The organism is Proteus sp. HMSC14B05 (genome assembly GCF_001808035.1).
Lineage (GTDB): Bacteria > Pseudomonadota > Gammaproteobacteria > Enterobacterales > Enterobacteriaceae > Proteus > Proteus mirabilis.
In genome coordinates this window covers 79,758-96,632 of sequence record NZ_KV791986.1, presented here as the reverse complement: position 1 = coordinate 96,632, position 16,875 = coordinate 79,758, and the positions used below count along the sequence as shown (strand labels likewise).

Here is a 16,875-nt window from a genome sequence, read left to right as displayed (position 1 = left end):
AAAATGAGTAGTGTAGATATTCTAGTACCGGATCTCCCTGAATCAGTTGCTGACGCGACAGTCGCAACTTGGCATAAAAAACCTGGTGATAGCATTCAACGCGATGAAGTGCTGGTTGAAATTGAAACAGATAAAGTAGTGTTAGAAGTACCGGCGAGTGAAGCTGGGGTGCTGGATAGCATTCTTGAAGAAGAAGGCGCTACGGTAGGTTCACGTCAATTATTAGGACGTATTCGTCTTGGTGATAGCACTGGTATTCCTGCGGATGTGAAACCTGCACAAGATACGACGCCTGCGCAACGTCAAAGTGCAGATATTGTTGCGAAAGAAAGCAATGATGCTCTTAGCCCGACAGCACGTCGTTTAGTCGCTGAACATGATATTAATCCAGCAGATGTAAAAGGCAGTGGTGTTGGTGGACGTTTAACTCGTCAAGATATTGAAAGCCATGTTGCTAATAATAAATCAGCAACAGCAGCCACCGCTGAAGTTTCTCAAGCTCCATTATCGCATCGTAGTGAGAAACGTGTACCAATGACACGTTTACGCAAACGTGTTGCAGAGCGTTTATTAGAAGCGAAAAATACTACCGCTATGTTGACAACGTTTAACGAAATCAACATGCAGCCTATTAAAAATTTACGTGCGCAATATGGTGAAGCATTCGAAAAACGCCACGGTGTACGTTTAGGCTTTATGTCTTTCTACATTAAAGCGGTAGTTGAAGCGTTAAAACGTTATCCAGAAGTTAATGCGTCTATTGATGGTACTGATGTGGTTTACCACAACTATTTTGATATCAGTATTGCCGTATCAACACCTCGTGGTCTAGTAACACCGGTATTACGTGATGTAGATGCGATGAGCATGGCGGATATTGAGAAAAATATCAAAGCATTAGCAGTGAAAGGTCGTGATGGTAAATTAACCGTTGAAGATTTAACGGGCGGTAATTTTACTATTACTAACGGTGGTGTTTTTGGCTCATTAATGTCAACACCGATTATCAACCCACCACAAAGTGCTATTTTGGGTATGCATGCGATTAAAGATCGCCCAATGGCAGTTGATGGTCAGGTTGTTATTCTACCTATGATGTATCTAGCACTTTCTTATGACCATCGTTTAATTGATGGCCGTGAGTCTGTCGGTTTCTTAGTGACCGTTAAAGAAATGCTAGAAGATCCTGCCCGTTTATTACTGGATGTGTACGTAATAAATATCGCTTTTAGGCAGGAGATGCTCCTCCTGCCTCTACAGCAACATACACAAGCATCAAAGAAGTACAGTGTGTTCGTGAAGCCAGATTTTTCTGGCTTATAGTCAAAAAAATAAGAAAGTCCGACTTTCAACAAGATTATGGATAGAACATCATGAATTTACACGAGTATCAGGCAAAACAGCTTTTCTCACGGTATGGATTACCAGCACCTGCTGGTTTCGCCTGCTCCACGCCGCGCGAGGCAGAAGAAGCTGCATCAAAAATTGGCCAAGGCCCTTGGGTTGTTAAATGTCAAGTTCACGCGGGTGGACGTGGTAAAGCGGGTGGCGTAAAAGTCGTCAACTCAAAAGAAGAGATCCGCGCATTTGCTGAACAATGGTTAGGCAAACGTTTAGTAACTTATCAAACAGATGCTAATGGCCAACCAGTAACACAAATCTTGGTTGAAGCGGCAACAGATATTGCTAAAGAACTTTATCTTGGTGCTGTTGTTGACCGTGGTACCCGTCGTGTTGTCTTTATGGCTTCCACTGAAGGTGGCGTTGAAATTGAAAAAGTGGCGGAAGAAACGCCAGAGCTTATTCATCGTGCCATTATTGATCCGCTGACAGGACCTATGCCTTATCAGGGACGAGAATTAGCCTTCAAACTCGGTTTAAAAGGCAAACAAGTTAGTCAATTTGCTAAAATATTTATGGGATTAGCGACGATCTTCTTAGAGCGTGATTTAGCGCTTATTGAGATCAACCCATTGGTGATCACCAAAGATGATGATTTGATTTGTCTTGATGGTAAATTAGGTGTGGACAGTAATGCGTTATTCCGTCAACCGGAAATGCGTGAAATGCATGATCCATCACAAGAAGATCCACGTGAAGCGCAAGCGGCACAATGGGAATTAAATTATGTAGCACTCGATGGCAATATCGGTTGTATGGTTAATGGCGCTGGTTTAGCTATGGGAACCATGGATATCGTTAAACTGCATGGAGGTGAACCTGCTAACTTCCTTGATGTTGGGGGAGGGGCAACCAAAGAGCGTGTTACAGAAGCATTTAAGATTATTTTGTCAGATGAAAATGTCAGTGCTGTATTAGTCAACATTTTCGGTGGCATTGTACGTTGTGACCTTATTGCAGACGGTATTATTGGTGCAGTTGAAGAAGTCGGTGTTAACGTACCAGTTGTTGTTCGTCTTGAAGGAAACAATGCAGAGTTAGGCACTAAAAAATTAGCAGATAGCGGTTTAAATATTATTGCTGCTAAGAGCTTAACGGATGCCGCTAAACAAGTTGTTGCAGCAGCGGAGGCAAAATAATGTCTATTTTAATCGATAAAAACACTAAAGTTATTTGCCAAGGTTTCACTGGAAGCCAAGGAACTTTCCACTCCGAACAAGCTATTGCTTACGGTACTCAAATGGTGGGTGGTGTTACACCGGGTAAAGGTGGTACAACACATTTAGGCTTACCAGTATTTAATACTGTACGTGAAGCAGTGGAAGCAACAGGGGCGACGGCGACGGTTATTTATGTACCAGCACCATTTTGCAAAGACTCTATTTTAGAAGCTATTGATGCAGGTATTAAACTAATTATTACAATTACAGAAGGTATTCCTACGCTGGATATGCTGACTGTAAAAGTAAAATTAGATGAAGCTGGTGTTCGCATGATTGGCCCTAACTGTCCGGGTGTTATTACTCCAGGTGAGTGCAAAATTGGTATTATGCCTGGTCACATTCACTTACCTGGCAAAGTAGGTATTGTCTCTCGTTCAGGTACTTTAACTTATGAAGCAGTAAAACAAACTACTGACGTTGGTTTAGGTCAATCAACCTGTGTTGGTATCGGTGGTGACCCAATTCCGGGATCGAACTTTATTGATATTCTGAAGCTATTCCAAGAAGATCCGCAAACAGAAGCAATTGTTATGATTGGTGAAATTGGTGGTACAGCAGAAGAAGAAGCAGCTGCTTATATCAAAGATCACGTTACCAAACCTGTTGTAGGCTATATTGCTGGTGTTACAGCACCTAAAGGTAAGCGTATGGGGCATGCTGGCGCCATTATTGCGGGTGGTAAAGGTACTGCTGACGAGAAATTTGCCGCATTAGAAGCCGCTGGCGTTAAAACAGTACGTAGTTTAGCTGATATCGGTGATGCTGTTAAATTGCTATTAAATAAGTAACATTTTTGTTAATTACCTCTAGTTAAAACTACATATCATGCCAATCTCTGATCAAACTGGAGATTGGCATTTTTTATTGTTCTATTTTATGGCGCCTTTAGGTGCTGTCAGCAAGTAGTCACGTGTATTTTTGTTCGATTTTATCTCATCTTATTGTTTTTAAATATATTTTTATTTCATTTTTTGTGTGTTAAATAGTGGTTTAAACACAGCAATAACGAAAATATGGCGCTAAACAAGAATACCTGAGCCCTGGTTTGCTAAAAAATGCGGAATTTGTTTTACTCAGCCTAACTGATATGAAGAGTAGGGGAAGGCAAAAAAAGGGATACTTTTAGTATAATTTTTATTCATTAATACTATGTGTATAAGATTTACTATAGTTAATTTATATTGTTTAACGATACCTTATTAGCAGATACCCCCCCTCAATTATTATCATTTGTTAGTATTATTGGAAGGGCACAATCTTGCCCTATTGCAGTATGGTGAAGGTTTCATAGTGAAAAATGTATTATAGATACAATAATGCTCGAAAGAGAAGTTTAATGAGTAGCAGAGTAACCATGCTAAAAAAACGACCTTCTAAAATAACATTAAACTATCAACTATCAGCTAAACTTTAGAGATAAAGCTTACAAATAATCATTCTTCAATACAGTTATGCCATTTTGCTATCCATATTTTAAAAATAAAATGATTGTATATTGTTGTTTTAAAAAGGAATATTATTTATTTTTATGGCTTAAGGTATGATTGCTATAGAGTGTATGAGTTATTTCTATTCAACGGATAGATACATTATTTATCCTAAATTAAACTTTGTATTAAAAAAAGATTATCATTATAAGAGTTTATTTATATTTTAGGTTCGCTCGATAAAACTAAATTTAAAAAGATAAAAAATTAAAAATTTATTTTCAACTTATTAATTAATAGATTATTTTTTTTAAATATCCCTTTTTTACCTGAAAAAAAATGTTTTTAATATTAGAATTAATGAAATACAGCTAAATATGACTATTTAAATGTATTTATGAAAATAAAAAGTTAATTTTATTATGGAAATTAATGGGAGGTAAATTATACTTAAAAATAAAACCAACAGTAAATTAACATTACGGTAACTATTGGGTAATTTATTCGCAACTAGTTAACATTAAAGTGTTTTTTTGATGTGGGTCAAGTTATTAATTGTGGAAAAATTTTCTAAATATGCTTAAATTGGCACACGATCAAATATGCTGTTACTAACCTAAAAGTCGTATTGTTGACCTAAGCTCAGAATTCAAATCTGGGTCACGCAAAATATATTTATTATATGTAAATATAGGCGTACTATTTGTAAGGTATTGTGTTTTTGGTCTTTAATATTCGTTGTTGTTTTTAGAGGCATTTATTGCTGGTAGTTATGAGGCTTTATTTATTAATTAAAGTCGGGTTGCCGCAAGTCGGTGTCTTCCTGCTAGGAGCAAGGAGTCAAGATGTTTGATATTGTCGAACTGTCACGGTTACAGTTTGCCTTAACAGCGATGTATCACTTCCTGTTTGTCCCATTAACGCTCGGTATGGCGTTTATGTTGGCAATCATGGAAACGATATATGTCCTGTCAGGTAAACAAGTTTACAAAGATATGACAAAGTTCTGGGGTAAGTTATTCGGTATTAACTTTGCTCTGGGTGTCGCAACTGGTTTGACCATGGAGTTCCAATTTGGTACTAACTGGTCATATTTCTCTCATTACGTTGGTGATATCTTCGGTGCGCCTTTAGCAATCGAAGGTCTGATGGCATTCTTCTTAGAATCAACTTTCGTCGGATTATTCTTCTTCGGTTGGGATCGTTTAGGCAAGAAGCAACACTTAATGGTAACTTGGTTAGTTGCCTTTGGTTCTAACTTCTCTGCGCTGTGGATCTTAGTCGCAAATGGTTGGATGCAAAACCCTGTTGCTGCAGACTTCAACTTTGAAACCATGCGAATGGAAATGTTGAGTTTTGCTGATCTGGTCTTAAACCCAGTCGCTCAGGTGAAATTTGTTCACACCGTTGCTGCAGGTTACTGTACTGGTGCATTCTTTGTTTTAGGTATCAGCTCTTACTACCTACTCAAAGGTCGTGATATCGGTTTTGCAAAACGTTCTTTCGCTGTTGCGGCAACCTTTGGTATCGCTGCGGTATTATCTGTTATCGTACTGGGTGATGAATCTGGTTATGAAATGGGTGACGTACAAAAAACCAAATTGGCTGCTATTGAAGGTGAGTGGCATACAGAGCCAGCACCAGCTTCCTTTAACTTGATTGCATTCCCTAATCAAGAAAAAATGGAAAACACGTTTGCTCTACAAATTCCATATGTCATGGGTATTATAGCAACACGTTCTTTTGATACGCCGGTATTAGGTCTGCATGATCTGATGAGCCAGCATGAAGTGCGTATTCGTAATGGTATGAAAGCGTATGACCTGTTAACTGAACTACGTTCAGGTAACACTGATCCTGCCGTACGAGCTGCATTTAATGAGTCTAAAAAAGACTTAGGCTACGGTCTATTATTGAAGCGTTATACTGAAAATGTTTCTGATGCAACTGAAGAGCAAATTAAGTCAGCTGTAAAAGATTCTATTCCTAACGTCGCACCACTTTTCTGGTCATTCCGTATCATGGTCGCTGCCGGCTTCCTGATGTTATTGGTTGTTGCGATCTCCTTCTGGACTGTTCTGTCTAACCGTATCGGTAACTACAAATGGTTACTGCGTGCTGCGCTATTTAGTATTCCATTACCATGGATTGCTGTTGAAGCGGGCTGGTTTGTTGCAGAATATGGACGTCAACCATGGGCGATTGGTGAAATCTTGCCTACGGCTGTAGCAACTTCTTCACTGACACAGGCTGATATTCTCGTTTCTATGGGACTTATCTGCGGTCTGTATACTCTGTTCCTCGTTGCCGAAATGTTCCTGATGTTCAAATTTGGTCGCCTTGGCCCAAGTAGTCTGAAAACGGGTCGCTATCACTTTGAACAGAAGACAGCTTCTTCTGCACAAAGTAAGTAACACAGGAGTCCACTATGTTTGATTATGAAGTATTGCGGTTTGTTTGGTGGCTACTGATTGGTATCTTACTGATCGGCTTTGCGGTCACCGATGGTTTTGATATGGGTGTTGGTGTGTTATTGCGCGTCATTGCAAAAGATGACACAGAACGCCGTATTTTAATTAACTCCGTTGCACCTCACTGGGATGGTAACCAAGTTTGGTTAATCACTGCCGGTGGTGCATTATTCGCTGCATGGCCAATGGTATATGCTGCGGCATTTTCTGGTTTCTATTTTGGTATGATCTTCGTACTGGCGGCATTATTCTTCCGTCCAGTAGGTTTTGACTACCGTTCTAAATTAGAATCACCAAAATGGCGTGGTATGTGGGATTGGGGTATCTTTATTGGTAGCTTTGTTCCACCATTAGTTATCGGTGTTGCTTTTGGTAACCTGTTACAAGGTGTTCCATTAGAAGTCGATAGCATGCAACGTGTATCTTATAATGGTACAACTAACGCACTAATTAACCTGTTAAGCCTATTGAACCCATATGGTCTATTAGCAGGTGTTATTAGCTTAATGATGATTGTGGCACAGGGTGCTAGCTATCTTCAAATGCGTACTACCGGTGAGCTGCATGAGCGCACTCGTAAAGCAACTTACATTACCTCTTTAATCACTTTTATTGCTTTTGCATTAGCAGGCGTGTGGTTAATCTACGGTATTGATGGCTTTATTATCACTAGTGCGGTTGATACTGCGGGTCCTTCTTCTCCGTTGTTGAAAACAGTTTCTCACGAAGCTGGCGCTTGGATGACGAACTACAACAACTATCCTATTTTATGGATCTTACCGGCATTAGGTCTGTTAAGTCCTTTATTAGCGGTTGTTGCAACTAAAGCAAACAAAGGAGCTTGGGCATTCCTGTTCACTTCACTGACTATTGCTTGTGTTATCCTAACGTTTGGTGTAACCCTGTTCCCATTCATTATGCCATCAAGCACATTCCCTGATGTAAGCTTGACAATTTGGGATGCAACTTCAAGCCTGTTCACTTTACAAGTGATGACAGTAGTCGCGATTATCTTTGTACCTATCGTTCTCCTCTACACTATCTGGTGTTACTGGAAAATGCATGGTCGCCTCGATAAGAAATTTATCGAAGGCAATAATCATACTCTTTACTAAGGAGCATAGAGAATGTGGTATTTTGCATGGCTTCTCGGCACACTCTTCGCTTGTAGTATTGCGGTGATCGCAGGACTGGCTTATGAGCACGCTGAAGCGAAAAAAACTTCAGAAAGTGAAGAATAATGTTGGATAAAAGTTACCAACTACTTAACAAGGGCCCAATTAGGGCTCTTGTTTTAATCATGGCTCTAGCAATGGCATTTTGTGTTATGTGGGATCCGAGTCGATTCGCGGCTAATACAAGCTCATTAGCGATTTGGCAAGGAATATTACTGATTTGGGCTGTATGTGCAGGGGCAGTTTTTGGCTTAGCCTATCGTCCTAAACATGTCGTAGCGCAATATCTATTACATCCCATTCCCGCCATTATTATTTTAGTTGTAGGGCTATATTATTTCTTCTTCTAATCAAAATGCCTTATTTTAACCTCTAGTAAGTGGCGTAAAATAAGGCATTCACTTCTTGTATATGGGTTATGCAATATTCCCCCTCACCTTTTAGGGCATAGAATTAATTCTCTCTTTTAAAAAATCAATAAATAGACGGGTTTTTCTTGGCATATGTTCACCATGTGGAAAAATGACATTAATAGATTGATTTAATAAGGTAAGTTCAGGAATAGGGCTAACAAGTTCACCCTGTGTTATTTCTTGTTGAATGTACCACTCTGGTAATATGGTCATTCCCATTTGTTTGAGTGCCATCTGTTTTAATGCACTAATAGTATTCGTTTCGAAAAGTGCCATTGAGTGCAATTGTGAAAATAGTTGATTGATTTTTTCTTGTTGGCTGAGTTTGCTATGGCGTAAATTGCTGTTTGCAAGATAGGGAACTGCCGCTAAATCTGCAATTTCTTGGATAGGATATTTTTTCAATAAATGTGGTGATACCACTAATTTGATTGTGTAATCTGCTAATTTGCGATAGCGATAATTACTGTCTTTTAATGCGCCAAGGCGTATCGCCAAATCTAACTTATGATTGATAAGATCATCAATAGAAGAATTGAATATATATTGCACTTTTAGTTGAGGGTGTAAACACATAAATTGATGTAAAAGTGGCAATATATAATGTTCACCAAATTCAGCCGTTGAAGTTAATCGTAAAGTTCCCTGTAAGTTTTGTTGTCCTAACCGTGCCTTATCTAATGTTTGTTCGAGTTGAACTAAAACTTGACGAAAATCTTGATAAAGGATTTCTCCCGTTTCAGTTAATGTGAAGCGCCGAGTATTCCGATTAAGAAGAGATACATTTAATTCCGTTTCTAATGCTTTAATATGAATACTCACCATTGATTTACTTAAGCGTAAATACTTTGCTGCTTGTGTAAAAGAGCCTGTATCTACTACGGCGATAAAAGAACGAATTCGGTCTATTTGATTTTGCATGATTGTTTACTCTGATTAAACAATAAGTTCTATTTTGTCAGATAGACTATATTCGTCAATCTTTCGTACCCTATAAGGCGGAGGATTGCTATGTCTTATCGTTATCAAATAGCCATTATTTTTTTACTGGGTTTTTTTATTGATTGTATAAATATTTTTATGTCGGCAATTGCATTACCAGCAATTGCAGCGGATATGAAGGTATCTATCGTCTCCATTACATGGGTATCAAATAGTTATATTTTAGGTTTAACACTGATTATTCCATTGAGTCACTGGTTATCTCAACGTTTTGGCGTGAGAGTATTAATGGTCAGCTCGATGTTGATATTTAGTGCTTCTGTGGCGTTAGTAGGCTATTCACACTCATTTTTTGAGCTGATTTTATGGCGTTTTATTCAAGGTCTTAGTGGTGGATTATTAATTCCCATCGGCCAAGCTTTAACATTTCAGTATTTTCAAGGGCATGAAAGAAGCAAAGTCTCAACTTTAATTATGGCTGTTGCTCTTATTGCACCTGCAATTTCTCCCACAATAGGTGGGTTTATCGTTGATGCTGTATCTTGGCGTTGGGTTTTTTATAGTAATGTGCCTTTTTCATTACTTACTGCGTTTTTGGCTTTTATTTGGGTAAAAGAGTCTAAATCACAAGAAAATATAATACCAGATCTTAAAGGGATCTTATTAATCAGTATTATTATCGTATCAGGGTTATGTGCATTATCTGCTTACGGTGAGTATCACTCTACACAATTAGCATTAGTCATCAGTTTTTTTGCTGTATTATTTTCTCTTCTTTATTATCGTCATTATAAACAGAGTTTATCACCGGTAATTAATCTAAATTTATTAAAAAATAGAAACTTATCACTTTCCATTTTTCTCTATTACTGTATTCCAGGTGTTTTTACTGGTGTAAATATTCTGGCGATTTTTTATTTACAACAATATCTCCATTTTTCGGGGCAGGGTACAGGCAGTTTTATGCTGCTATATGCTATAGGTGCATTTATTTCCATTATTGTTGGTGGTGCACTTTATAATAAATTGGGTATGAAGCGCTTAGCTATATTCGCTTTAATTCTGCACAGTATTGGTATTGCATTATTAGCATTAGTAGATAAAGAAAGCGACCTGCCTTTATTAATACTCGCTTATTTAATGATGGGAATTGGCGGAGGGATCGGTGCAAATACAGCACAAACAACGGCCCTTTATGACTTTGATAAACAAAGGCTTATTCAAGCTAGTGTTATTTGGAATATAAATCGTCAAGTTGTATTTAGTGTTGGCGCGACACTTGTTGCAATGATCTTCAACACATTATCTCTTTTTGTATCGTCACAAATGGCTTATAGCACGACATTTTTTATCTGTGCAACCATAGGATTATTTCCGCTATTTCTTTTCATATTGTTAAAGCAAAAAACAAACTTACAGGAAACAAATCATGAGCATTAAAATAGACCCATTAATAGAAAGTGTGCAAGTGTTGCATAATGAGATTGAAACTGTTTTTACTCAAACCCCTATTTCTACACAGGCATTAAAAAATATAGAAATGTTACTTGCCAACACGTTTTCTATGATTGGTATAACAGGAAAGAAAATAAATTATGATGATGTAATGGCAATGTTTTCTCGTAATGCAGGGAAAAGGCCAGAATTGAGGATTGAAACAGATAGCTATAACATTATTTACCAATCTGAACATTGGGCAACGGTGAGCTATCGTGAAACGCATTATGAAAATAAGAAGATTCTCACCCGTCAATCTGTGGTGGTTTTGAGACGCACGTCTCTAAATTATCAATGGCAGTGGTATTACTTGCATGAAACACCTGTATTAGATAATTGATTGATTTTAATAAAAAACCAGTAATAAGACTGGTTTTTTTATTGGTTGGGAAAAAGTTTGAATCAGAGTGCTAAACTATTAATTGTTAATTAGCAAGCATTTTAATGCTGAACTAATAAAAATATTTTTTCTATTCAGGCGCTAAAGCATATTGCGTGTTGCAAAGAAGAGTTTATGATTGGCGTCTGAAAACGGTGTTTTCTATTCTTTACGTTACTATGATTCCCTTAGAGGCACCTCTTAAGTATAGTTAACAAATCTATAGCTTAATTATTTATGGGATTACTCAAGGAATGTAAGGACGGAATTATGCGGTTTCTTTGGCCAGTTCGTGTCTATTACGAAGATACTGATGCCGGTGGTGTGGTCTATCATGCCAGTTATTTAAAATATTTTGAACGTGCAAGAACAGAATTACTCAGAGAAAAAGGTTTTTATCAGCATGATTTACGGGAGTATGATCATGTTGCGTTTGTTGTGCGTAAATTAACCATTGACTATATTGCGCCAGCACGGCTTGATGAGCTTCTGAAAGTAGAAAGTGAAATTACTACATTACGTGGTGCATCAATGACATTTTCTCAAAAGCTTATCAATCAAGATGGTGTGGTACTGTGTAGGGCAGATGTATTAGTTGTCTGCGTTGATTCATTAAAAATGAAGCCTGTAGGGCTTCCTAAGTCCATTATCGCGGAGTTTAAGTAGTGGCTGACATGAATGTTATCGATCTCTTTCTAAAAGCGGGGCTTTTAGTTAAGTTGATCATGTTGTTATTAATCGGATTTTCTATTGCCTCATGGGCGATCATTATTCAACGTACGAAAGTATTGAATGCAGCAGATCGTGAAGCGGCAGATTTTGAAGATAAATTCTGGTCAGGCACTGATTTGGCTCGTCTATATAAAGAAAGCCAAGCTCGTCGTGACGAGTTATCAGGGGCAGAACAAATTTTTCATTCTGGTTTTAAAGAGTTTGCACGACTACATCAAGCGAATGTTCATGCACCCGATGCCGTTGTTAATGGGGCTTCCCGTGCAATGCGTGTTTCATTTAATCGTGAATTAGAGTCCTTAGAAACGCATATTCCTTTTTTAGGTACGGTGGGGTCAATTAGTCCTTATATTGGCTTATTCGGTACGGTATGGGGGATTATGCATGCATTTATCGCTTTAGGTAGCGTTAAACAGGCAACTTTACAGATGGTGGCACCCGGTATTGCTGAAGCGTTGATTGCAACAGCCATTGGTTTATTTGCGGCCATCCCCGCAGTTATGGCTTATAACCGCTTTACGCAACGTGTAAATAAGTTGGAACAAAGTTACGATAACTTTATGGAAGAGTTCCTGACGATTTTACATCGCCAAGCTTTTGTCTCCGCAGAAAAGAAATAGTTAACGCAAAAGGAGAGAGCTGATGGCACGAGGTCGCAGTAGCCGCCGAGGCGTAAAATCAGAAATTAATATAGTACCTTTGCTTGATGTGTTATTGGTGCTTTTGCTGATTTTTATGGCAACAGCGCCAATTATTTCACAAAGTGTTGAGGTTGATCTTCCACAAGCAACAGAAACACAGACTGTTTCAACCAGTGATAACCCGCCTGTAATTGTCGAAGTTGCTGGAGTGGGGCAATATAATATCCGTGTTGAACAAGAGGTTTTAGAGCTTTTACCTCAAGAACAGATTATGGCTGAAGCAAAACGACAATTAGAAAAAAACCCGAAAGCGGTCTTTCTTATTGGTGGCGCTAAAGATGTTCCTTATGATGAGATAATTAAAGCACTCAACATGTTACGTCAAGCGGGTGTTAAGTCTGTCGGTTTAATGACTCAGCCTCTTTAGTAGGCTGAAATAAGTTTGGATAATAGCGTGGGAAAGAAGACGAAACCAATCCGAAGTAAATTGAGCGGTTCAGTTATCTTGTCTACTGTCTTGCATTTACTGATCATCGCTTTGCTTATCTGGGGATCGTTAACTCAGAAATGGAATTTAGGCGGTGGCGGTGGATCTGATGGGCAAGTTATTGATGCTATTATGGTTGACCCTAATGCGGTAGTACAAGAGTATAATCAGCAAAAGGCGCAACAAGCTAATGTCCAAAAAGCAGAACAAGAACGTAAAGCGCGGGCGCAGCAACAAGAAGAAGAGCTACGCCAACAACAAATTAAAGAACAAGAACGTTTAAAAGCGTTAGAAGTGGAACGTTTGCAAGCAAAAGAGGCTGCAGAAGCTCAACGTCGTGAAGCGGCCACCGCCGCTGCTAAAGCGAAAGAAGAGCAAAAGCAGGCTGAAGAAGCTGCCGCACAAGCTAAAGCTGAACGCGATCGTATTTTAAAAGAGCAAGCTGATGCGAAAGCCAAAGCAGAGGCAGAAGCGAAGAAACAAGCAGAATTAGCAGCGAAACAGAAAGCAGAAGAAGCGAAGGCAAAAGCAGAAGCTGAGGCAAAAGCGAAGGCTGAAGCCGATGCGAAAGCGAAAGCAGAGGCTGATGCAAAAGCGAAAGCAGCCGCAGAAGCTAAAGCCAAAGCAGCAGCGGAAGCTAAAGCGAAAGCCGCTGCACAGCAACAAAGTAAAGCGGTTGATAGTCTACTCGATGGATTAGTTGCTCAAGGCGATAAACAATCGGGGGCTTCTGCAGCAGGTCAAGGTGGTGGTAATCGCTCTGGGGCAAATGCTGCGGGCATTGATCGCTATACTGGGCAAGTAAAAGTTGCCATCGAACAGAAGTTTTTTGATTCTGATTTATATAAAGGTCGTAAATGTGACCTTAAAATAAGTATTGCACCAGACGGTATGTTAGTAAGTGCAAAAGCGGTAGGTGGTGATCCGGCTTTATGCCAAGTTGCATTACAAGCGGCTAAAATGGCAACATTGCCTAAGCCACCGAAAGATATTTACGAACAAGTAAAATCACCAACAATTGAGTTTAAGCCATAAAACTGTCTGATAGTAGGAAAACATACATTAATTTATCTCTATTTTAGAATGTTATTGATGTGTTGTATGGTGTTGTTTAAAAGCGTTTGTTACTATTCTGTGCGTTATTGCGCAATAACCGCAATAATAAAAGGGAGACATGATGAAGCAGGCATTAAATGTTATTTTCGGACTTTTGATATTATGCGTTACAACGCTCGCTAATGCAGAAGTTCGCATTGAAATTACACAAGGGGTGAATACTGCACGCCCTATTGGTGTTGTTCCTTTTAAATGGGAAGGCACAGGTCAAATGCCAGAAGATATTGCTGGAGTGATTGCGGCTGACTTACGAAATAGTGGTAAATTTAACCCTATTGATATGAATCGTTTGCCTCAACAACCCGTTACCGCTTCTGAGGTTCAACCTGCACTCTGGACAGCATTAGGTATTGATTCAGTGGTTGTAGGGCGTGTTCAGCCCTCGGCAGATGGTCAATATGTTGTTAGCTATCAACTAGTTGATGTTGCTGGCTCTCCGGGAGCGGTTTTAGCGCAAAGTGAGTATAAAATCAGCAATAAATGGTTACGATATGCTGCTCATACCGCCAGTGATGAAATCTTTGAAAAATTAACTGGCATTCGTGGTGCGTTCCGTACCCGTATTGCTTATGTCGTTGTGACTAATGGTGGCGCTTATCCATATGAATTACGTGTATCTGACTATGATGGATTTAATCAAGATCGCGTTTATCGTTCATCACAGCCATTAATGTCACCCGCTTGGTCTCCTGATGGTGCTAAACTAGCATATGTCACATTTGAAAGTGGTCAATCTGCTTTAGTTGTACAGACATTAGCAACGGGGGAAGTGCGTCAAATCGCTTCTTTCCCTCGACATAATGGGGCACCTGCTTTTTCTCCAGATGGCTCTAAATTAGCCTTTGCACTGTCAAAAAGCGGTAGTCTAAATCTTTATGTAATGGATTTAGCCAGTGGCAATATGACACAGGTAACCAATGGTAGAAGTAATAATACAGAACCGACTTGGATGCCTGATGGACAGACTTTGGTCTATACTTCGGATCAAGGCGGACGTCCTCAAATTTATAAAATTAATATTAACGGAGGAACGCCAGAACGTATTACTTGGGAAGGAAAACAAAACCAAAATCCTGCAGTAAGTCCTGATGGTAGTTTCTTAGTTATGGTGAGTTCTGAAAGCGGTAGGCAACATATCGCTAAGCAGGATCTAGAAACGAATGCTGTTCAATATTTAACAGATACGTTTCTGGATGAAACGCCAAGCATCGCGCCTAACGGCACTATGGTTATTTATAGCTCCACTCAAGGCTTAGGAACCATTTTGCGACTAGTATCGACTGATGGACGTTTCAAAGCGCGTCTTCCGGCGACTGATGGTCAGGTTAAATCACCTGCCTGGTCTCCGTTTATGTGATGCATAAGAATTATGTATGGCAAACAAATAAAGGAACAATTAGAGATGCAATTAAACAAAGTGTTTAAAGGGTTGATGTTAGCATTACCACTCGTTGCTGTTGCAGCATGTAGCTCAAACAAAAACGACGATCAAACAGATACAAGCAACAATGTACCTGTTACTGAGCAAGGCCCTACTGCTGAAGAATTAGCACGTCAGCAATTAGAACAACTGAAACAAACTAACATTGTTTACTTCGGTTTTGATAAATATGACGTTACTTCAGAATATGCTCAACTGTTAGATGCTCACGCTGCATTCCTGCGTGCTAACCCTTCAGTACGCATTACTATCGAAGGTCATGCTGACGAACGTGGTACTCCAGAATACAACATCGCGTTAGGCGAACGTCGTGCAAACGCAGTTAAAATGTATCTGCAAGGTAAAGGCGTATCAGCTGATCAATTATCAATCGTATCTTACGGTAAAGAAAAACCTGCTGTACTGGGTCATGACGAAGCCGCTTATGCGAAAAACCGTCGTGCAGTACTGGTTTACTAAGAGAACGGCATGAACAACAGTAACTTCAGACCTTTATTGATGAGTCTGTTGTTACTGGTTGGCGTAGCGGCTCCTGTAGCCGCTATTGCCCAAGCGCCAATCAGTAATATCGGTTCAGGCTCTACTGATGAACGACTCGCCCAACTTGAGCGTATCTCTAATGCTCATAGTCAGCTTTTGACCCAATTACAGCAACAACTCGCAGATTCTCAACGCGATATTGATATGTTGCGTGGTCAAATTCAGGAAAATCAATACCAGTTAAACCAAGTTGTAGAGCGTCAACGTAATATCTATCAACAATTAGATAGCCTAAATGGTGGCAACTCAGCACCAACAACGGATGAGGCTTCAACGGGTGGCAATGTACCTTCAACATCTGATACAAGTACGAGTTCGTCGTCAACAGGTGATGAAAAAGCCGATTATAACGCGGCAATTGATATTGTATTGAATTCAAAAGATTACGATAAGGCAATTGTTGCATTAAACAACTTTATTAAAAGTTATCCGAAGTCTAGCTATCAATCAAATGCTCAATTTTGGTTGGGGCAAATGTATTATCTAAAAGGTAATAAAGATCAGGCTGCGAGTACTTTTGCTATTGTTGTGAAAAATTATCCAAAATCTCAAAAAGCAAGTGAGGCCTTTTATAAGATAGGGCTTATTATGCAAGAGAAAGGGCAAAAGGATAATGCGAAAGCTATTTATCAACAAGTGGTTAAGCAATATCCAAACAGTGCTGGTGCAAAATTAGCACAAAAGCAGTTAGCAGCACTATAATTATTGGCCCCGTAATGTGAATGTTACATTTTCGGGGTTAACTGATTGTTTTTTCAGCGTTTGAATGTTTTTTTGAAAAAAAACGTTGCACAATAACATTAAATCAGTATTATTACCCGCCGTTGCCACAGAGAATGTGGCGAGTTCGAAACGGGTCGTTAGCTCAGTCGGTAGAGCAGTTGACTTTTAATCAATTGGTCGGGCGTTCGAGTCGCCCACGACCCACCATTTTCGAATTTACATACCATTTTATGAAATGGGTCGTTAGCTCAGTCGGTAGAGCAGTTG

General features: G+C 39.3%; 16 protein-coding genes, 2 tRNA genes and 1 pseudogene (1 of these 19 cut by a window edge). 18 read left to right on the top strand and 1 reads right to left on the bottom strand.

Features of this window, described 5'->3' with window-relative positions:
- Positions 1-3: 3 nt before the first annotated feature.
- The 7 genes and pseudogenes from odhB to ybgE all read left to right on the top strand — a co-directional run.
- Positions 4-1,209 (top strand): annotated as a pseudogene (gene odhB / locus HMPREF3129_RS09110) (2-oxoglutarate dehydrogenase complex dihydrolipoyllysine-residue succinyltransferase); the annotation flags it as partial.
- A 164-nt stretch (positions 1,210-1,373) separates the two neighbouring features.
- Positions 1,374-2,540, top strand: coding sequence for an ADP-forming succinate--CoA ligase subunit beta (gene sucC, locus HMPREF3129_RS09105; RefSeq protein ID WP_004244420.1), 1,167 nt, complete (start codon positions 1,374-1,376; stop codon positions 2,538-2,540).
- Entirely contained in the window at positions 2,540-3,412 is an 873-nt protein-coding gene (sucD, locus tag HMPREF3129_RS09100; RefSeq protein WP_036919982.1) for a succinate--CoA ligase subunit alpha, read from the top strand. The genes sucC and sucD overlap by 1 nt, the downstream gene beginning before the upstream one ends.
- Before the next feature lie 1,484 nt (positions 3,413-4,896).
- Positions 4,897-6,465, top strand: a complete 1,569-nt coding sequence (cydA, locus tag HMPREF3129_RS09095) for a cytochrome ubiquinol oxidase subunit I (RefSeq protein ID WP_004244422.1) — start codon at positions 4,897-4,899, stop codon at positions 6,463-6,465.
- Between the two features lie 14 nt (positions 6,466-6,479).
- Complete coding sequence (gene cydB / locus HMPREF3129_RS09090) at positions 6,480-7,637, top strand: cytochrome d ubiquinol oxidase subunit II (protein WP_004244423.1); 1,158 nt, start codon at positions 6,480-6,482, stop codon at positions 7,635-7,637.
- Between the two features lie 12 nt (positions 7,638-7,649).
- On the top strand, positions 7,650-7,763 hold the full coding sequence (gene cydX, locus HMPREF3129_RS09085; protein ID WP_004244425.1) for a cytochrome bd-I oxidase subunit CydX: 114 nt from the start codon (positions 7,650-7,652) through the stop codon (positions 7,761-7,763).
- Positions 7,763-8,047, top strand: a complete 285-nt coding sequence (gene ybgE, locus HMPREF3129_RS09080; RefSeq protein WP_004244426.1) for a cyd operon protein YbgE — start codon at positions 7,763-7,765, stop codon at positions 8,045-8,047. The genes cydX and ybgE overlap by 1 nt, the downstream gene beginning before the upstream one ends.
- Positions 8,048-8,137: 90 nt before the next feature.
- Here the strand turns inward: ybgE and HMPREF3129_RS09075 are convergent, their stop codons facing one another.
- Positions 8,138-9,031 carry a LysR family transcriptional regulator gene (locus HMPREF3129_RS09075; protein ID WP_004247548.1) on the bottom strand — a complete coding sequence of 298 codons (894 nt, stop codon included), beginning with the start codon at positions 9,029-9,031 and terminating at the stop codon, positions 8,138-8,140.
- Between the two features lie 90 nt (positions 9,032-9,121).
- Here HMPREF3129_RS09075 and HMPREF3129_RS09070 point away from each other — a divergent pair, with 90 nt between their 5' ends.
- From HMPREF3129_RS09070 to HMPREF3129_RS09020, 11 genes are all read left to right on the top strand, one after another.
- Positions 9,122-10,492, top strand: coding sequence for an MFS transporter (locus tag HMPREF3129_RS09070; RefSeq protein WP_036919985.1), 1,371 nt, complete (start codon positions 9,122-9,124; stop codon positions 10,490-10,492).
- Positions 10,482-10,889 carry a hypothetical protein gene (locus HMPREF3129_RS09065; protein WP_036919986.1) on the top strand — a complete coding sequence of 136 codons (408 nt, stop codon included), beginning with the start codon at positions 10,482-10,484 and terminating at the stop codon, positions 10,887-10,889. Before HMPREF3129_RS09070 ends, HMPREF3129_RS09065 begins: the two co-directional genes overlap by 11 nt.
- A 309-nt stretch (positions 10,890-11,198) precedes the next feature.
- Complete coding sequence (ybgC, locus tag HMPREF3129_RS09060; protein WP_004247549.1) at positions 11,199-11,594, top strand: tol-pal system-associated acyl-CoA thioesterase; 396 nt, start codon at positions 11,199-11,201, stop codon at positions 11,592-11,594.
- A complete protein-coding gene (tolQ, locus tag HMPREF3129_RS09055) occupies positions 11,594-12,280 on the top strand; it encodes a Tol-Pal system protein TolQ (protein WP_004244434.1) in 687 nt (228 codons plus the stop codon). Before ybgC ends, tolQ begins: the two co-directional genes overlap by 1 nt.
- Positions 12,281-12,302: 22 nt before the next feature.
- The gene (gene tolR, locus HMPREF3129_RS09050) at positions 12,303-12,728 is read left to right on the top strand and encodes a colicin uptake protein TolR (RefSeq protein ID WP_004244435.1); all 426 of its coding nucleotides are present in this window, start codon (positions 12,303-12,305) and stop codon (positions 12,726-12,728) included.
- A 27-nt stretch (positions 12,729-12,755) separates the two neighbouring features.
- Positions 12,756-13,823: a cell envelope integrity protein TolA gene (gene tolA, locus HMPREF3129_RS09045; RefSeq protein WP_004244436.1), complete on the top strand. Its 1,068-nt coding sequence runs from the start codon at positions 12,756-12,758 to the stop codon at positions 13,821-13,823.
- A 142-nt stretch (positions 13,824-13,965) separates the two neighbouring features.
- A complete protein-coding gene (tolB, locus tag HMPREF3129_RS09040; RefSeq protein ID WP_004244437.1) occupies positions 13,966-15,261 on the top strand; it encodes a Tol-Pal system beta propeller repeat protein TolB in 1,296 nt (431 codons plus the stop codon).
- Positions 15,262-15,306: 45 nt separating this feature from the next.
- Entirely contained in the window at positions 15,307-15,804 is a 498-nt protein-coding gene (gene pal, locus HMPREF3129_RS09035) for a peptidoglycan-associated lipoprotein Pal (protein ID WP_004247551.1), read from the top strand.
- A gap of 9 nt (positions 15,805-15,813) precedes the next feature.
- Complete coding sequence (cpoB, locus tag HMPREF3129_RS09030) at positions 15,814-16,587, top strand: cell division protein CpoB (RefSeq protein ID WP_004247552.1); 774 nt, start codon at positions 15,814-15,816, stop codon at positions 16,585-16,587.
- Between the two features lie 152 nt (positions 16,588-16,739).
- A tRNA-Lys gene (locus tag HMPREF3129_RS09025) sits at positions 16,740-16,815 on the top strand.
- Positions 16,816-16,845: 30 nt separating this feature from the next.
- Positions 16,846-16,875 (top strand) — tRNA-OTHER (locus HMPREF3129_RS09020); it runs 51 nt beyond the window's last position.